The following is a 16790-nucleotide window of genomic DNA, read 5'->3' on the forward strand; positions in this document are numbered from 1 at the left end:
GTTGGTCTTTGTGATACTGGTTAAAGCATTGCAATGTAGGACAGCAAGTCACGCAAACGTTCGGGGCTGTGAATGGTGCTTGTCATCAGCCGCATCTGTGTACCAAACTGATCTTCGGGGTGTTTGCCCCGCCAGCCCATGCTGAAATGCTCCAGCTGGCGTTTCAGGTAGAGGTCGCTCTGGCCAGCCAGTGCCGGTGCGCTGAGCAGCACCTTTCCCTCACCGCCGGCACCGTGACAGGCTACGCAGGCGCCATAGAGGCGCTGCCCGTTGGCAATATCGCCGACCAGCGTGCCGTCGACATCAACCGCGTTGAGCGATTCGATGTAGGCCAGCAAGTCGGCCTCGGTGTCGGGCTCAATACCCCGGGCAATGGCTACCATGGTCTGGCCCGGGGAGTCCTCCCGTGCAGTCCCGCGTATGTCGTTCCGGTAGTGCCGCAGCTGTCGCGCCATATAGCGGCTGTCGAGTCGAGTAAGATTGGGCGCATTCAGCGCCGGGTTACCCTGACCATCGGCGCCGTGGCAGCCAGCACAGCTCTGATAGGCGGCTTCGCCGGCTGCCAGGTCAATTCCGTTGCCTGACTGAACGTCGTCAAAGGTCGGGTAGGTGGCCAGCCAGGTTTCGAAATCCTGTTCGGGTTCCACCTGTACCTGGCCTTTCATGGTGTAGTGCGCCAGGCCGCATAGCTCTTCGCACAAGACATCAAAGGTGCCTTCGCGGGTCGGCGTAAACCACTGGTAGGTTTGAGTACCCGGCACCAGATCCATCTTGACCCGGAACTGGGGTACCGCAAAGTTGTGCAAGACATCGTTGGAGCGCAAGACGAGCTTGACCGGCTGATCGACCGGCAGGTGCAGGCGATGGTGTTCTACCAGAATGTCGTCGGCACCATTTGGGTCGCTCGGGTCGAGGCCAAAGCGGTTGCCATTGCTGACGAAACGCGCATTGGCGGCACCGAGTACACCGTCATCACCGGGAAAACGAAACGTCCATTGCCATTGCTGGCCAATGGCTTCAACTTCCATGGCATCGTCCGGTACATTCACGACCTTGGCCCAGACGATCAGCCCGGGTGTGAGCATGGCGATAACCCCGACCGTCGTCAGGGCGGTTAACCAGATTTCGAGTTTCTTGTTTTCGGGCTCGTAATGGGAGCGCCGGTTTTTATTGTGGCGATAGCGCCAGACAGTCCAGGCGAGAAAGAGGTTAACGGCAATGAACACGGCGCCGGTGATCCAAAACGATATCTCAATGGTGGTGTCGATGGACGACCAGTTTGACGCCAGAGGTGTCAGCCACCATGGGCTGGCAAAATGGAGTATGAGCGTAATCGCAACCAGACCGACAATGACGATGGCTATATACACAGTATCCCTCCTGAACACGACCGGCCCGAACCGCTTGTTCGCGACCGATGTGCAGCGACACAGCACAGTGTGAAACTGCGCGTTGCGCCAGGTAGCATGGTGTTGTTATAGGGTGCCACCGGGTCCTGCCGGTGGTTGCTCAGCGATTCTGCTGAAGACCTGCCAGGGTCTCTCTTTGTTCAGGTATCTGAGTCGGCTATACGCGTTTCAGCTTTGAAAAAGGCGAGATAAAATGTCGGTCGACTGCTGCAAACTGAGCGTCAGCATGACGTTCTTCCATCACCTTTCTGACAGCGGCCTCCTGTTCTTTGGGCGTGTATATCAGGATCAGATATTTGCCAGCTTCGATATCATCGTGAAAGGGTTGCAGCTTCTTATTTTCAGTATCGACACCCCAGAGGCCGCCTTCCCAGATACCAAACAGCGTGGTTACCGCGATGAAGATGACGTTTACCCACCAGGGCAGGTTATCGCTGAAGATGCCGGTTAAATGAAAGAGAATGATCAGTAGCATACCGGCACAGAAACCGATGAGCCCCCCGAGTATGGAGCTGTGGTACAGGTCCAGTGTTTCGATGTAGTTGGCCGATTGAATATGCTTTTGGGTGAGTCCGCTTTCATCTTTGCTGATGACGTGAATGTACCAGTCAGATATACCAACTTCGTGCAAATCTTCCGCGATATCGGCGCTCTCTTTCAGTGTCGGCGATAAATAGTATAAGCACTTCATTGGCGTTCCTCTTTTTGTGACAAACCATTTCAAATAGCAAGGTTGAGCAGTCTGTCATGGGCTTGGTTTTTATTATTTGGCTTAACGTTAATTCAAGGTTGCGTTTTTTCAACCGGCTGAATAACACAAGGAAACATTGGCGCCTGGTAAATAGAAATCGAAAGTGGTCTTTAAAAAAAGATGAATCGGTTAAAACAGTTGGAATATCAGTCGGTTAATGCAATGAACGTAATAGTGTGGGCGAATGAAACCTGGCATAACATGATTTATCGCTATTAACAGATATTTTTTAACCCTAAATCAGTATAAAGAAACCCTGTCTGGTTCTCATTGTGGGTCGGTGAGTTCAGGCAAGAGCGATTCCAATTGCCGGATCAGCGTCGGGTCTGTCCAGTCTGCATAGCCATCGAGCTGGTAACGAACCTCACCATTGGCGTCAGCCAGAAAGGTTGCGGGTAATCCTTTAAGCGGTAGTTGCGCCGTGAACCGGGTAGTAAGATCCAGCAACACCGGTAACTCGACCTCGGTGTTGTTCATGAATTCCCTAACCGTTGAGAGGCTGTCACCGTAGTTCAATGCAACCCATTGAATGTCGGCATGCGGATAGTGTGCTTTGAGCTCATTAAGCGCAGGAAGTTCATCAATGCAGGGCTTGCACCAGCTGGCCCAGATATTGATAAACAAAGGTCCTTCGGGGAGATCGCTTACCCGATTGTTGAGGGTTAGCAAGGCGGGTGCCACTGGCAGGTTGACTTCAGTGACTGGTTTGAATGACTCGGCCAGTGCAACCGGGGCGATGACCAGGCAGGCCAGAACAAGTGTCACCGAACGACGAACAGACAAGGGCCGCTTGAACATGGAACTGACCTCCTGGTGTCGATGCGTGAATGGTGCGAACGCGGACCTCAAAAACACAGTATGGCGCAGAGTCGTGCATTTGGCTGGTCAATCCGAGAGCCGCTGGTCGTGACCTTTACACGAGATCCACGATGCCTGCACATTTTGTCGATTATCAAAAACCCGTGATTTTTTATTCTTAATTGAACTGAACAGGCAACCTTTCAGGGCAGGGCGCCAGCATCGCTCAGTAAGGCTGACACGGCCTCGGCAAATTGCTGGTAGCCCGCAGCGTTCAGGTGCACCCGGTCCGACTTCAGACTCGCGTTGCCTTGCAGGTCGGCCATGGTGTCGTTGTCGATCGGAATGTCGTACTGATCGGCCAGCTCTGCGTACAACGTGGCTGAAGACAGAAAGATGCCTGGCTCCGGCACGCCTATCAGCACAACCTGAATGCCCCGCGATTGCATCAGTTCGATCATGGCAGCCAGATTGGCTTTGGTGGCCGAGGTATCCTGGCGGCGCAGAAAATCGTTACCGCCATGGCACAGTATCACCAGGTCTGGCCGGTATTCGTCGAGCACAGCCGGTAGCCGCTGTCGGCCCTCGGCGCTGGTTTCTCCGGATACGCCGGCGTTAATCACCTCGATGCTGGTCATCCGTTGCAGAACAGCCGGGTAGGCGTTGTCGCGGCCGCTGCCTACACCTACGGTCAGGCTGTCGCCAAACGCCAGTATGCGGTCACCCGGGGCAATGGGGTCGAGCCGGGCGCCACCGCACGCCGACAGCAGCAGTAGGCTGGCTATCATCGCGCTTGCCAGCCGGTGCCACCGGTTGGTATTCGGGGGTCGCAGTAGCGTATTCATGGTGTCGACTCTCTGGCTGTTTCAACTCTGGCGAGAACGTCCCTGCCGTGGTCATAGCCCTGACGCACTGCCTGATCAAACCGGCGCCAGTCGAGCAAGCCAATCCGTTTCAGTGGCGGGTTAAAATACAGGTCGGTCAGTTGTTCCGACTGGGTGCGGCGTGAGGTGCTGTAGAGAATGCTCACGTTCATTAGATAGGACGCCAGAGAGGGCAATTTGTACTTTCGTTTGTGACGCTTGCGCAACCGGTCGCGCAGCAGTGTCCAGGTGCCTGGCACTTCATCGAACGTCAGCGGTCGCCGGGCAGCGATGCTCAGGTCGATGCCAATCACCGTACCTACGCCGCGCGCCTTGCGCATGATGTCGACCGGAAAATTGTTCAGGGTGGCACCGTCACACAACAGGTCGCCCTTGTGCAGAATGGGTGGCAATGCGCCCGGTATTGCCGTGCTGGCGCGCAGGGCCTTGGCCAGCGAGCCGTGGCGCATAACGTGTTCCTCGGCGCGGGAATAGTTGGTCGCCACGCAGTAATAGGTTTTCCAGAGGTCGTCCAAGTTGGCTTTGTGGCCGAGCAAATCCTGAAACGCCTGAACGATGATGCGGGCCAGGCGTTGTCCGCGAATCAGCGACACGATGGGTAACCAGTTGAAGTCGCCTGTCGGGTTGAGTTTGAACGACCGCCGGCAAATATCGAGCGTTCGATCCAGTGGCTGGTCGGCAGCTATCAGAGCTGCCATGACGGCGCCCATGCTGGTTCCGCCCACATAATCGATTTCAATGCCTGCTTCCTGCAATGCCTTGAACACGCCCAGGTGCGCGAAGCCACGGGCACCGCCACCGGCCAGAACGAGCCCGGTGGCGGTGCGGGTTTCAATGCGTGCCAGCCGGGCCATGTCGCGTTCGAGATCCGGTCTAATGTGAACATGATCCGTCACCGGTCGCCGGTTCAGCCAGGCCCGGGTGTTGCGCGGGCATTGGGTGTCGGCTGCGTGCAGTAATACCAGCACCTCGGCCGCTTCGGTGCGCATCGAGTCGCTGCCGAGGCATTCGGTTTCAATCGCATGCAGTGCCGGTGGTTGCGTTGCATCGGCCAGCAACAATATTTCGTCGCTGTGGCGGCAACAGCGCCGGGTCCAGTCAGAAGGGGAATCGTCGGTGACCAGCAATACAAAATCGGATTCAGATTCAATCTGGTCCAGATAAAGCGTGGTGCGCTGCTGCCGGTCGCGCGGGTCGGCTTGGGTGCCCGTGTCGGTCTGTGCCAGGTGGGCTTCCAGCCGCTTGGCGTCGATCAGGGTGACCGAACCCTGTTGCTCCAGTTGTGCAGCGAGGCGGTTTGCAAAGTCGCCGGGGTCTACGCCCGGTGATATCGGCGCCAGCGTTATAGTAACCGGCAATGGCATGGGGTTGACGGTATGCTGGGTTTGCAGGCGTTGAATGATCTGCCGGGTCAGTGCCATCGACAGCCGGTGGCTACTGGCCAGCAGTTCATCGAAATGGGCCTTGTCGAGCCGCACCAGAACCGAATCGCGAATCGCTATTACCGTGGCTGAGCGGGGTTCGCCCGTGTACAGGCTCATCTCGCCAAAGACCTGCCCCCGGCCCATCTCGCGAACCGGCTTTGGCGTTCCCGATTCGTCATTGATGTAAGCGCGCAAACGGCCACTGACCGACAGATAGAGGGCATCGCCGGGGTCTCCTTGCTCCATCAGCGTCTCGCCCCCGGCTATTTCCACCCAGCGCAGGCATTTACGCAATAACGCCAGGGCTTCGGGCTCGATAGCGCCCAGAAACTCAGTGAGGTGCTGGTCCAGTAAGGCCTGGTGGTGCGTCTGTATATCCGGAGTGTGCTCGTTCAACGATAAACCTCCCTGTAAGTCGCGTTCTGCTGTATCCGTCAGGTCGGACAGTGAAAGATCAGAATTACAGAGAAGTCACAGCCAGTAAAGCAGGAATCTGCACTATCCGGGTCCGGCTGCGTGGCCCTGTGCACCGTTCAAAAGAATGTGCTAGGTTAAGACCCGGTCCCGGCAAGGCAAGCCGACAGGGAACGCAATAGCATAGCGCACAGGATGGTGTGACACATGGATTTCGGGCAGTGAAGTCAGCCTTGCCCGAGCAGTCAGGACGCGACGATGAAAGAACATCAACTCAACGCCATTCTCTTCAGCGATATCGTAGGATATTCCAGTCAAATGGCCGCCGATGAGGCGTCCACGCTCGAGGTACTGCAACGCAACCGATTACGGCATCAGCGCATCGTGACGCACTATCACGGACGCATTGTCGATACCATAGGCGACGGGCATCTGTGTCTGTTTTCCAGCAGTCTCGACGCGGTATATGCCGGTTTGGCATTGCAGCATGATCTGTTGGCCAACCAGGATGACACCCGGTTGAGGGTAGGCATTCACGTCGGCGATACGGTGGTAGAGCGCGATGGTCTTAGGGGCTTGCGCGTGATCGGCGATGCCGTCAATACCGCTTCCCGGATAGAAAGCAATGCACCGGCGCCCGGGGTCTGGGTCTCGGCCAGGGTGGCGACCGATCTGCGCAGCAGCGCCCAACTGACGTTTGAATCGGCCGGCCTGTTTACACTGAAGAATTTGCCAGAGGCTTTGGAGCTTTTTGAGGTTCGGTCGGTATCCGGTACGGTACCGGCCGCCGCACCCAGAGCGCGTTTTTCTTACCGCCATCAACAGTTCAGCCGCACCCGCGTCGTGGCGCTGGCTACAGTGCTGTGTTTTAGCCTGGCGGCGGCCTTTGTCGCCTCTCAGGTGTTTGACACCCCGGATTCGCTGGCCGTTCTGCCACTTGAGTATGTCGGTGCCGATGCCGATTACCAGTACCTGGCCTCGGCGCTTACCAGCCGATTGCAATCTCACCTGGCTCCCTTTGAAAACATCAACCTGGCGTCACAGGCCAATGCCCGGCGATTAACCGATGCCAGCGGGTACCTGGGAGATGAAGAAGTCGACTTTTTCATGGAGGGCAGCCTGTTATTGGTCGGGCAGCAGGTGACGATCGAAATCAGCGTAGTGGAAGCCGACGAAGACAGCATATTGTTCAGTGAGCAGTGGCAGGGTGAGCTGGATCAGCTGGAAGTTCTTGAAACGTCGGTGCTTGACTCGGTGGCTGACTATGTTGCGACGTCATTGTGAGCGTTACTGGAACGACAGACTGTGCACCAGGGCAAGGTAATGGCTGAGGCAGTATCCATTCTGGAAGCCCTGACGGCCAAGTCCCGCGAGCAACTGATGCGTCATGCCCGACCGCGTCACTTTACCGCCGGTTCCGCCTTGTTTTACAAGGGCGATGATGGCAGCTGGCTGTACCTGATCGAGCAGGGCCTGGTCGAGATCAGCCTGATGTCGTTGCAGGGTAAAAAAGCCACGCTAAACCACCTGGGCCCGGGCGAGGTGATCGGCGAACTGTCGGCACTGGATCAGCTGCCGCGCAGTGCTGATGCGCTGGCGCTGACCAATACCGGGGGTCTGGTGATTCCCAAGCAGCGGCTCGCCGAGGTATTGCGCGATGACAGCGATGCCTGCCTGGAAGTCATTCGGTTGCTGTGCAGCCGGGTTCGTAACGCATCGGATATGTTCGAGAACCGGGCCGTTGCGCCCGCGTCAGTGCGGCTGGCGCATTGTGTACTGACGCTGATACGCAAATGGGGCGAAACGGACGAGCAAGGCATCCTGCACCTGTCACAACAGCTAAGCCAGGCAGAGCTGGGCGAATTTGCCGGGCTGGCCAGAGAAAACGTCAATCGGCTGTTGAAAGAATGGCAGGCGCTGGGGTGGCTGCAGTTTCATCGTGGTCAGCTGACCGTGCTGGATGCACCAGCGCTGCAGGCGATACTGGATCAGAGCGAGTGATTTACATCACTGCGCCTGGTTAAGGCGCTTCGTAGCATGGGCTAGTCACTCAACCGGAGACAGGCTCATGACTACGACGTTAACGCATAAAACAACCGCTACTCCAAACCAAGCCGATACCGCTTCAGCGCAAGCGGCCGTCCCCACACTGGCTGTGGATGAATTCATACTGCATACCAGCAAACGCCACCCGGCGGTTTGGGTTGCCCTGGGTGTCGCGTCAATGGTCAGCCTAATGGCCTCTGCCTGGCTGTTGCTGCCCCTGCTGATACTGGCGGTACAGCAACTGAGTTACTCGTTTTCCGTAACCAGCCGTCAGATCATCGAACACAAAGGCTTTTTTTGGCGCAGAGCCCGCTGTATACCGCTGAATGAACTGGCCAGTATCGATCTGGTGAACCGGGATTTCGGGCTGCTCTTTCAGGTTGGCAAGCTGACGGTGACTACGCGCACAGGCAAGTCGGAGTCGTTCCGCTGGGTCGCTCAGCCAGAGCGACTGGTTCGGCTTCTGGACCATCAGCACGGTGGTTGCGATCTGGATACGACCTCAGAACCGGTCCGTCAGGTACGGCGCCTGCGCAACAGCCTGAGTCATCTGGTGTAATCACTCAGAGCAGGCTGAGTTCCTGTTTTACGGCCGTGTTGATATCGACGCTGGCCGTGCCATTCAGCACTTCACTGCGGATGGTCACACTCTGATTGGTAGGATCGGCCAGGTCCAGTTCATGAGGGGCCGGCAAGGGTTGTTGCCGGGCATTGGTCAGCACCCGGATGCGAGGCCGGGCAAAATCGTCCGGGTTGGGTTCCAGTACCATGGCAACTTGTCCTCCGCTCAGTTGAACCAGGCTGCCCGTCGGGTAAAACCCGATACAGGTGATAAAGGCTTTGGACAAGTCAGAGTCGAAGTGCGTACCCCGCTCGCGCAAGATGCTTTTCAGTGCCTGTTCGGAGGTTTTGACCGTGCCATAGCAGCGCTCACTGGTCATGGCGTCATAGGCATCGGCCAGGGCCACAATTTTGGCGTAGTAGGAAATTTGTTGCTGGCGCAACCCGCGTGGATACCCCTTGCCATCGATGCGCTCATGGTGCGAATGCGCAACATCAATGGCATGTTTGAATTCGGCCGAGGCGGACATCAGAATATTGCGGCCGTGCGTAGGGTGTTCGGCCATAATGTAGGCTTCTTCCCGTGTAAACCGGCCAGGTTTGTTCAGTATGTCGGCGGGAATTCGACTCTTGCCCACATCGTGCAACAAGCCACAGAGTGCAACATCCCGGATTTCAGCTTCCATCAGCCCCAGGTGGCGAGCAAAGGTGGCGCTGAGTATGCAGACATTCATGCTGTGTTCGGCGGTGTAACTGTCTTTGTGTTTGATCATCGACAGAAACCGCAGGGCATCTTTGTTGGCCAGAATGCTATCGACCACCTTATCGACGATGTCGCGGCATTCAGTTACTTCCAGGCTGCGCCCGACGCGCAAACCATCCATGATGGACGTGGCCAATGAGCGCGCCGAATCAAAGGTCAGTCGGGACGCTTCAACCGCCCGTTCAAAGCCAACCTGATTGATGTAGTTGACCCGTCGGGTACTGGCTGGCCCGGTTTTGGTTGGCTTGGGCGTGGGGGTCGCTGGGCCATGGCTGGCGGTTGTGCGTTGTCCCGACGCGGGAGATGCGTCAATTCTGACTTGCACTGTCACGGTCTGGCACTGACGCTGCAGTTCCCGTATCTCATCGGTGGAAGCGATGACAAAGCCCTGTAACAGGAAGGTAGTTTCTTCCCAGGGCCGGTCTAGCGCCACCACACGCATGCCGATTTCCAGATCCTGGACGGAAACAGACAAATCCTGGTAATCGGCATGGCGCATGGTGGCGGTAGTTCCGAGATACAACGTGTGAATCTCAGTGTAGCCCGAATGTTGATCCCGGGTCGACTTCGTTGCACAGGCTTGTCACCTCGGATGACCGGTGAACGCTCGTGCTAATTGCTCTGCAAGGCTTTGGCGTGAAAGCGCAGGTGATCATCAATAAAGCTGGCAATGAAATAATAGCTGTGGTCATAACCCGGTTGAGTGCGGCTTTCAAACGGATGAGCACTGCGTTCAGCGGCGTTACTCAGTGCCTGGGGGTGCAGTTGCGCTTCCAGAAAGTTATCGGCATCGCCCTGATCCACCAGAATTGGAAAGTGAGCGTCGCTGCTGGCCAGTAACAGGCTGGCATCATAGTCACGCCATGTCGCCTGGTCGTCGCCGAGATAGGCGGAAAACGCCTTGTGACCCCAGGGTACCGCCGTTGGGTTGCAAATGGGTGCAAAGGCCGAGACCGAGCTGTAACGATCGGGGTTGCGCAATCCAATCACCAGCGCACCGTGGCCACCCATGGAATGACCGCTGATCGCCCGATGTTCTGTCACTGGGAAATGCGCCTCAATCAGGCTGGGCAATTCCGACACGATGTAGTCGTACATCCGGTAGTGCCGGTTCCAGGGTGCTTCAGTGGCATTGACGTAAAAGCCAGCGCCCAGGCCCAGGTCATAGGCTCCCTCCGGGTCGTCCGCGACGCCGTCACCGCGCGGGCTGGTGTCGGGAGCGACGATGGCAATACCGAGCTCAGCTGCTATGCGCTGGGCGCCGGCCTTGTGCACAAAATTTTCGTCGGTACAGGTGAGGCCCGAGAGCCAGTACAGCACCGGTACCGGGTGCTGGGCATCGGCACCGGGCGGCAGGTAGACGCTGAAACGCATGGTACAGTTGAGGGTGGCGGAAGCGTGTTCATACTGTTTCTGCCAACCGTTGAAGCACTTGTTGCTGTTCAGATGATTCAAGCTCATGGAATCCTCAAGTCTTAACTTGAGTTTCGGAGGACAAATTGACTGCGTTGCCAGAACCCGCGACGGATAGCAGGGCTGCTCCTGCGAGGGCGCCGTAAATACTTCCATGTAGGCTTAACTTCGGGATATGAATCCCATCCCTGGGATTCACCCTCCGGGCTCGCTGAGCTCATGCTAAAACGCTCCCGGCGTTTTAGTCCATGCCTCAGATACCCCCGCAAAAGCAGCCCTGCCACCCGTCGCTAGCCCATTGCGAACTCCGAAACTTGAGATATTAAAAACGGATGCACTCTTTCGGGAGCATTCGCTCGGCTGGTATTCAGTAATGCACAACGCTGCGAATGCTCTTGCCTTCATGCATTAAATCAAAGGCTTCGTTGATCTGTTCGAGCGACATGGTGTGGGTGATGAACTCTTTCAGTGGTATCTCACCTGACAGATACTGCTCAACATAGCCTGGCAATTCGGTGCGTCCTTTCACGCCACCAAAGGCACTGCCACGCCAGACTCGACCGGTCACCAGCTGGAACGGACGGGTGCTGATTTCCTGGCCAGCGCCCGCGACGCCAATGATGACTGATTCACCCCAGCCCTTATGGCAGCATTCCAGCGCCGAGCGCATAACGTCTACATTGCCAATGCATTCGAACGAGTAATCGACGCCACCATCGGTCAGCTCGACGATCACTTCCTGAATCGGCTTGTCGTAATCTTTGGGGTTGATGCAATCGGTCGCGCCCAGTTTGCGGGCCAGATCGAACTTGCTAGTGTTGATGTCGATGGCAATGATGCGGCTGGCTTTGGCCATTACCGCGCCGATGACCGCTGACAGGCCGATGCCGCCGATGCCGAAAATGGCCACGGTTGACCCTTCTTCGACCTTGGCCGTGTTCATCACTGCGCCAATACCTGTGGTCACGCCACAGCCCAGTAAGCAGACTTCCTCCAGCGACGCTTCCGGGTTCACCTTGGCCAGAGAGATTTCCGGCAGCACGGTGTATTCGGAGAAGGTTGAACAGCCCATGTAGTGAAAAATCGGCTTGCCGTCTTTGTAGAAACGGCTGGTGCCGTCCGGCATCAGGCCCTGGCCCTGAGTTGCGCGGATTTTCTGGCATAGATTGGTTTTGCCGGAGAGGCAGAACTTGCACTCGCCGCATTCCGGAGTGTACAGCGGAATAACATGGTCGCCGACTTTCACGCTGGTTACGCCTTCGCCGACCTGTTCAACGATACCACCGCCTTCATGGCCGAGAATGGCCGGGAAGTTACCTTCGGGGTCGTCGCCCGAAAGGGTAAAGGCATCGGTATGGCAGACGCCGGTGGCGACGATGCGCACCAGCACTTCGCCCGCTTTGGGTGGCATGACGTCGATTTCTTCAATGCTCAGCGGCTGGCCGGGGCCCCAGGCAATGGCGGCTTTGGATTTGATCATGGTCGAACCTCGTTGGTCAGATGAGTTGGAACAGTAAAGTCGATTGTATTAGGGTTCGCCAAGTTAATAATGGGACCACTGAGTAAATCATTTTTACCATAGTGCAATAATAGAATGAGAGAGGGGCTGATGGCGCGTTGGGATGGTATTGAAGAGTGTGTAGCAGTCGCCGAGACCCGCAGTTTTACCCGGGCTGCTGAGCGTCTGGGCAGTTCCGTTGCCAATATCAGTCGACAGATCAGCCGGCTGGAGGATCGGTTGGATGTTCAGTTGTTTCAGCGCACCACGCGCTCGGTCACGCTCACTGACGATGGCCGGATCTACTACAACCACTGCCGCGCCTTGCTCGATGGCCTGGTTGAGGCCGAACAGGCCATCGGCGAGCGGCTGTCTGAGCCAACCGGGCGGTTGCGGATTACCGCGCCGCTGTCTTATGGCGAGCGCTTCATAGCCCCTTTGATAGCCGGGTTCACGATGCATTACCCCCGCCTCGAAATCGACCTGCAACTGACCAACCAGCGCCTCGATCTGATTGAATCAGGCATCGACATGGCGATTCGGGTTGGCGTGCTGGAGGACGAACGCCTGGTCGCCCGGCCGCTGGCGCATAGAGCCCAGTTCGTCTGTGCCTCACCGGATTATCTGGCCCGGTTCGGACAGCCCCACACTCTCGCCGAGTTAAAGAACCATTCCTGTTTGCTGGGCACACTGGACCACTGGCGTTTTACCGATCAGGGTGAACGGCGGGATGTCCGGGTTACCGGCAGGCTTCGATGTAACAGCGGGCCTGCGCTGCGGGATGCGGCTTTGAAAGGTCTGGGCATTGTTCAATTGCCGGACTACTACGTTAAAGAGGATATTCAAGCTGGCCGGCTGGTGACTGTGCTTGATGCGTTTGCACCGGCGGAAGAGGGCGTCTGGGCGTTGTACCCGCCTAATCGGCATTTGTCGCCTAAGGTTCGGGCGTGTATTGAATGGTTGGGGGCCGGATTAAAGGATGGAGTAGCCGGGAATCAATATTGAGCCGCTGTGGCATGCGTTAGACATTCAAGTTTCGGAGTTTGCACTACAGACTAGCCCTTGGTACTGGCAGTGCCACTGCAGGGCGTCTGCCGCATGGATGCGGCAGTCGAGCCCCCATGGATGGGTTTACGGCGTCCCAGCAGGGGCACTGCCAGTGCCGAGGGCGAGTTATTGCCACAGACTCTGCTTTGGCGAACTCCGAAACTTGAATGTCTAACGCAGGGTTTTACCGCGTAATTGGGTGAGCCCACAGGTCATACTCATCGGCGTCTTCGACGTGAACCCAGAGGCGATCGCCAGGTTTCAGCTGGGTCTGGTTGTCGAGAAAGACCTGGCCGTCGATGTCGGGTGCATCGGCTTTCGAACGCGCAACAGCGCCCTCGGCAACGACTTCATCGACGATGACTTCAATGTCGGTGCCGACCTTCGCCTGAAGTCGGGCAGTGCTGATGCGCTGTTGCACTTCCATAAAGCGATCGTAGCGTTCCTGCTTGACGGCTTCGTCTACGTGGTTGGGCAGGGCGGCAGAGGCAGCGCCATCGACGTTGGAATACTGAAACGCGCCGACGCGGTCCAGCTGGGCTTCTTCCAGAAAATCGAGCAGCATCTGGAAGTCGGCTTCGGTTTCACCGGGGAAGCCGACAATAAAGGTCGAGCGCAGGGTGATGTCCGGGCAGATTTCCCGCCATTTGTGGATCCGATTCAGCACCTTTTCGGCGTGTGCCGGGCGTTTCATCGCCTTGAGCACGGTCGGGCTGGCGTGCTGAAAGGGAATGTCCAGATAGGGCAGAATGCGGTTTTCGGCCATCAGCGGAATGATGTCGTCGACGTGCGGGTAGGGGTACACATAATGCAACCGCACCCAGGCATCCAGCTGACCCAGCTCTTCACACAGTTCCTTCATCCGGGTTTTCACCGGCTTGCCGTTCCAGAAATCGGTGCGGTATTTCATGTCGACACCGTAGGCGCTGGTGTCCTGGGAGATCACCAGCAGTTCTTTGGTGCCGTTTTTCACCAGGCGCTCGGCCTCGCTCAGCACCTGTCCGACCGGGCGGCTGACCAGATCACCCCGGAACGAGGGAATGATGCAGAAGGTGCAGCGATGGTTGCAGCCTTCGGAAATCTTCAAATAGGCATAATGCTTCGGAGTTAGCTTGACGCCAGTGTCCGGTACCAGGGAAATAAAGGGGTCGTGACGCGGCGGCACCACATCATGCACCTGGCGCACCACTTCTTCGTAGGCATGCGGTCCGGTAACGGCCAGCACGTTCGGGTGGACTTCCCGAATGTCGTTTTCCTTGGCGCCCAGACAGCCAGTGACGAGCACCTTGCCGTTCTCGCGCAGCGCTTCACCGATGGTGTCGAGTGACTCTTTCACCGCCGAGTCAATAAAGCCGCAGGTATTCACAATCACCACATCGGCATCGTGGTAGGACGGCACCACATCGTACCCTTCAGCCCGCAGCTGGGTCAGGATGCGTTCGGAGTCGACGGTGTTCTTCGGGCAGCCCAGGCTGACAAAACCGACGCGCCCCTGCTCGGTAACGGGCTTGCCTTCGCGGGGATTGACGATATGGGTGGTCATGAAAACCTCAGGGCTGGTCAAAAAAGGAGCGGTATTGTAGCGCCTTCCAATCTGGCTTCAAGCGCCACGCATCTTATTCGCCGTGTTTCTTTGTGTTATCTGTTATTTGAGCCGGAGCTGGCTGGAAAGTACACGCTTGCAGCGGCCACCGGGTGAGCCTCTGTGGGGAAGTCCGCAGCAGGGATGCTGCGGCCTAGGCTCCATGGACGGATTCACGCCGACCCCACAGAGGCTTACCCGGTGGCCGCTGCTTTACCACCATAGCAGCCTCTCCTACCAAAGCAGGAGGCCCGCCAGCGCCCGATTTCCGGTGGCCTGTAGCACCCTCCTACTAACGAACGAAAGCCACGCTCTAAGCCCCGGCCTAGCATGCAGTCACTGGCTTACACCCACGGGTCAAGCCAAGCCTCTTTTTGGATATCGGTGTTGCCGGTTTCAGGAGGCTCAGAGCCAGACCGTAGATTTGGTAGAAAGCACTAAGACTCACTCCACAATTACAAAAACAGAGAGACAATGATCATGAAAAAAGCATTGCCCCTGGCCGTACTGGCCACCACCCTGGCCGCCGCGCCCTTTGCCGCTCAGGCTGAATTCAACCGGGTTCGCTGGCAGGTTCCGATGGCGTTTTCATCGTCACTGACCGCACTGGGCGACACCATGCCGGTGGTTTCCGACATGGTGTCCACCATCAGTGATGGCCGGGTTACACTGCAAACTGTAGAGCCCGGGGCGTTGATTCCCGCCCTTTCAATTTTCGACAACGTCAGCGCTGGCAACATTTCTGCCGGTTATTCCTGGATGGGGTATGAATGGGGCCAGGTACCGGGTTCAGCCCTTTACGGCGCCACGCCATTCGGTCTGGAATCCCAGGAATTTCTGGCCTGGATGTATCACCACGGTGGTGATGATCTGCTGAAAGAAATGTTTGAGCCTTACAACGTTTACCCGATTCTGTGCGGCACCATCAGCCCTGAATCAGCTGGCTGGTTTACCGAGGAAATGAATTCAGTTGAAGACCTGCGTGGTCTGAAATTCCGTGCTGCGGGTCTTGGTGGCGAAATCATGGGCGAGTTTGGCATGTCCATTAACGTGTTGCCCGGTGGTGAGTTGTACCAGGCACTGGAAACCGGTGTATTGGATGCCACCGAATTCTCGTTGCCGACCGTCGACAAGCAGTTGGGCTTCTCACAGGTGGCCAAGTACTACTACCTGCCAGGTTGGCACCAGCCGTCAACCAACCAGTTCCTGTACATCAACCTCGATGAGTGGAACAAGCTGAACGGTCAGACACAAAGCCTGATCGAAACATCCTGCATGGCTGGCAATGCGGTAGCACTGGCGAAAGCCGAAGCACTGCAGGGCGCTGTATTGAACGAGTTCGCCGAAGAAGGTGTGAACCTGCGTCAATACGATGCCGAGATGCTGGGTGCTTTTGAAGAAGCCACGGCGTCTGTCATGGCCAAGTATTCCGAGCAGGACGAGATGTTCGATCGGATCTACAGCTCCATGAAGGAATTCCAGGCTGAGCACGCTACCTGGAAGAAGTATGGCTACCTGTCACGTGACTGGCATGCACAGGACTGATCCATGTCTGACATAAAGCTCGATCTGGATAAGGTGGAGCAAGCGGTGGGGCATGGCCCCACCGCCGTTCCGTACCCACCCACCTGGTTATCCGACAAACTCGATGCCTTTCTTGAAGTCGTCGGGCGTTTTTTCTCGTGGAGCTGGCTACTGCTGATGGTGCTGGTTGTGTTGAATGTCGTGCTGCGCTATTTCTTCAGTAACTCCTACGTTGCCCTTGAAGAGCTGCAGTGGCATATCTATTCCATCGGTTTCATGGTGGGCCTGTCTTATTGCGTATTGCACGACGGACACGTTCGGGTAGATGTGCTGGCTGAAAAACTGTCGCATCGCAAACGGGCGTGGCTTGAATTGTTGGGGCTGGCTCTGTTTTTAATGCCGTTTTGCCTGTTCGTACTGTATTACGCCTATCCCTTTGTTGAACGGTCTTATTTGATGGGCGAAATCTCCGGATCTCCGGGTGGCTTGCCCATGCGCTGGTTGATCAAGTCTGTGATTCTGATCGGATTCGGACTCCTGTTGATCGCTGCCTTCAGCCGGTTTGTTCGGGCGCTGTCGTTTTTAACCGGCTTTCCCCGGGCACGGGTTACAGCGGATCGTTGAACCAATGCCCGTTGTTATTGTGTTGTAACGGTTGAATAGCCGTGGAGACTTG

15 protein-coding genes are annotated in these 16790 nt (G+C 56.8%); 6 read left to right on the forward strand and 9 right to left on the reverse strand.

All coding sequences use genetic code 11. The features are described from left to right. Nucleotides 1-20: 20 nt before the first annotated feature. The 5 genes from ACHUE7_RS11720 to ACHUE7_RS11740 form a co-directional block, all read right to left on the reverse strand. Complete coding sequence (locus ACHUE7_RS11720) at nucleotides 21-1370, reverse strand: c-type cytochrome (RefSeq protein WP_394170124.1); 1350 nt, start codon at nucleotides 1368-1370, stop codon at nucleotides 21-23. Between the two features lie 196 nt (nucleotides 1371-1566). Beyond that, nucleotides 1567-2100 (reverse strand): hypothetical protein, encoded by a 534-nt coding sequence (locus ACHUE7_RS11725; protein WP_394170125.1) that lies wholly within the window; start codon nucleotides 2098-2100, stop codon nucleotides 1567-1569. A 327-nt stretch (nucleotides 2101-2427) separates the two neighbouring features. Beyond that, nucleotides 2428-2958, reverse strand: coding sequence for a TlpA family protein disulfide reductase (locus ACHUE7_RS11730; RefSeq protein ID WP_394170126.1), 531 nt, complete (start codon nucleotides 2956-2958; stop codon nucleotides 2428-2430). Nucleotides 2959-3161: 203 nt separating this feature from the next. Further along, complete coding sequence (locus tag ACHUE7_RS11735) at nucleotides 3162-3803, reverse strand: arylesterase (protein WP_394170127.1); 642 nt, start codon at nucleotides 3801-3803, stop codon at nucleotides 3162-3164. Continuing rightward, complete coding sequence (locus ACHUE7_RS11740; RefSeq protein ID WP_394170128.1) at nucleotides 3800-5662, reverse strand: patatin-like phospholipase family protein; 1863 nt, start codon at nucleotides 5660-5662, stop codon at nucleotides 3800-3802. Before ACHUE7_RS11740 ends, ACHUE7_RS11735 begins: the two co-directional genes overlap by 4 nt. Before the next feature lie 276 nt (nucleotides 5663-5938). On the opposite strand from ACHUE7_RS11740, the gene ACHUE7_RS11745 reads away from it, so the two are divergent. The 3 genes from ACHUE7_RS11745 (at nucleotide 5939) to ACHUE7_RS11755 (ending at nucleotide 8285) form a co-directional block, all read left to right on the forward strand. Then, nucleotides 5939-6964, forward strand: coding sequence for an adenylate/guanylate cyclase domain-containing protein (locus tag ACHUE7_RS11745; RefSeq protein WP_394170129.1), 1026 nt, complete (start codon nucleotides 5939-5941; stop codon nucleotides 6962-6964). 39 nt (nucleotides 6965-7003) lie between these two features. After that, entirely contained in the window at nucleotides 7004-7681 is a 678-nt protein-coding gene (locus tag ACHUE7_RS11750) for a Crp/Fnr family transcriptional regulator (RefSeq protein WP_394170130.1), read from the forward strand. 67 nt (nucleotides 7682-7748) lie between these two features. Next, entirely contained in the window at nucleotides 7749-8285 is a 537-nt protein-coding gene (locus ACHUE7_RS11755) for a PH domain-containing protein (RefSeq protein ID WP_394170131.1), read from the forward strand. 4 nt (nucleotides 8286-8289) lie between these two features. Here ACHUE7_RS11755 and ACHUE7_RS11760 read toward each other — a convergent pair whose 3' ends face one another. From ACHUE7_RS11760 to ACHUE7_RS11770, 3 genes are all read right to left on the reverse strand, one after another. Further along, nucleotides 8290-9573, reverse strand: a complete 1284-nt coding sequence (locus tag ACHUE7_RS11760; protein WP_394170132.1) for an HD-GYP domain-containing protein — start codon at nucleotides 9571-9573, stop codon at nucleotides 8290-8292. An 89-nt stretch (nucleotides 9574-9662) separates the two neighbouring features. After that, nucleotides 9663-10511: an S-formylglutathione hydrolase gene (gene fghA, locus ACHUE7_RS11765; protein ID WP_394170133.1), complete on the reverse strand. Its 849-nt coding sequence runs from the start codon at nucleotides 10509-10511 to the stop codon at nucleotides 9663-9665. 319 nt (nucleotides 10512-10830) lie between these two features. Beyond that, complete coding sequence (locus ACHUE7_RS11770; RefSeq protein ID WP_394170134.1) at nucleotides 10831-11943, reverse strand: S-(hydroxymethyl)glutathione dehydrogenase/class III alcohol dehydrogenase; 1113 nt, start codon at nucleotides 11941-11943, stop codon at nucleotides 10831-10833. A 129-nt stretch (nucleotides 11944-12072) separates the two neighbouring features. Between ACHUE7_RS11770 and ACHUE7_RS11775 the strand changes: the two genes are divergently transcribed. After that, the gene (locus ACHUE7_RS11775; RefSeq protein WP_394170135.1) at nucleotides 12073-12966 is read left to right on the forward strand and encodes a LysR substrate-binding domain-containing protein; all 894 of its coding nucleotides are present in this window, start codon (nucleotides 12073-12075) and stop codon (nucleotides 12964-12966) included. A gap of 226 nt (nucleotides 12967-13192) precedes the next feature. Here ACHUE7_RS11775 and rimO read toward each other — a convergent pair whose 3' ends face one another. Then, entirely contained in the window at nucleotides 13193-14551 is a 1359-nt protein-coding gene (gene rimO, locus ACHUE7_RS11780) for a 30S ribosomal protein S12 methylthiotransferase RimO (protein WP_394170136.1), read from the reverse strand. Nucleotides 14552-15070: 519 nt separating this feature from the next. Here rimO and ACHUE7_RS11785 point away from each other — a divergent pair. Then, on the forward strand, nucleotides 15071-16135 hold the full coding sequence (locus ACHUE7_RS11785; RefSeq protein ID WP_394170137.1) for a TRAP transporter substrate-binding protein: 1065 nt from the start codon (nucleotides 15071-15073) through the stop codon (nucleotides 16133-16135). A 3-nt stretch (nucleotides 16136-16138) separates the two neighbouring features. Further along, the gene (locus tag ACHUE7_RS11790; RefSeq protein ID WP_394170138.1) at nucleotides 16139-16738 is read left to right on the forward strand and encodes a TRAP transporter small permease subunit; all 600 of its coding nucleotides are present in this window, start codon (nucleotides 16139-16141) and stop codon (nucleotides 16736-16738) included. Nucleotides 16739-16790: the final 52 nt, after the last annotated feature.

Origin of the sequence: Saccharospirillum alexandrii, from assembly GCF_043641555.1 — a bacterium.
Classification (GTDB): domain Bacteria; phylum Pseudomonadota; class Gammaproteobacteria; order Pseudomonadales; family Natronospirillaceae; genus Saccharospirillum; species Saccharospirillum alexandrii_A.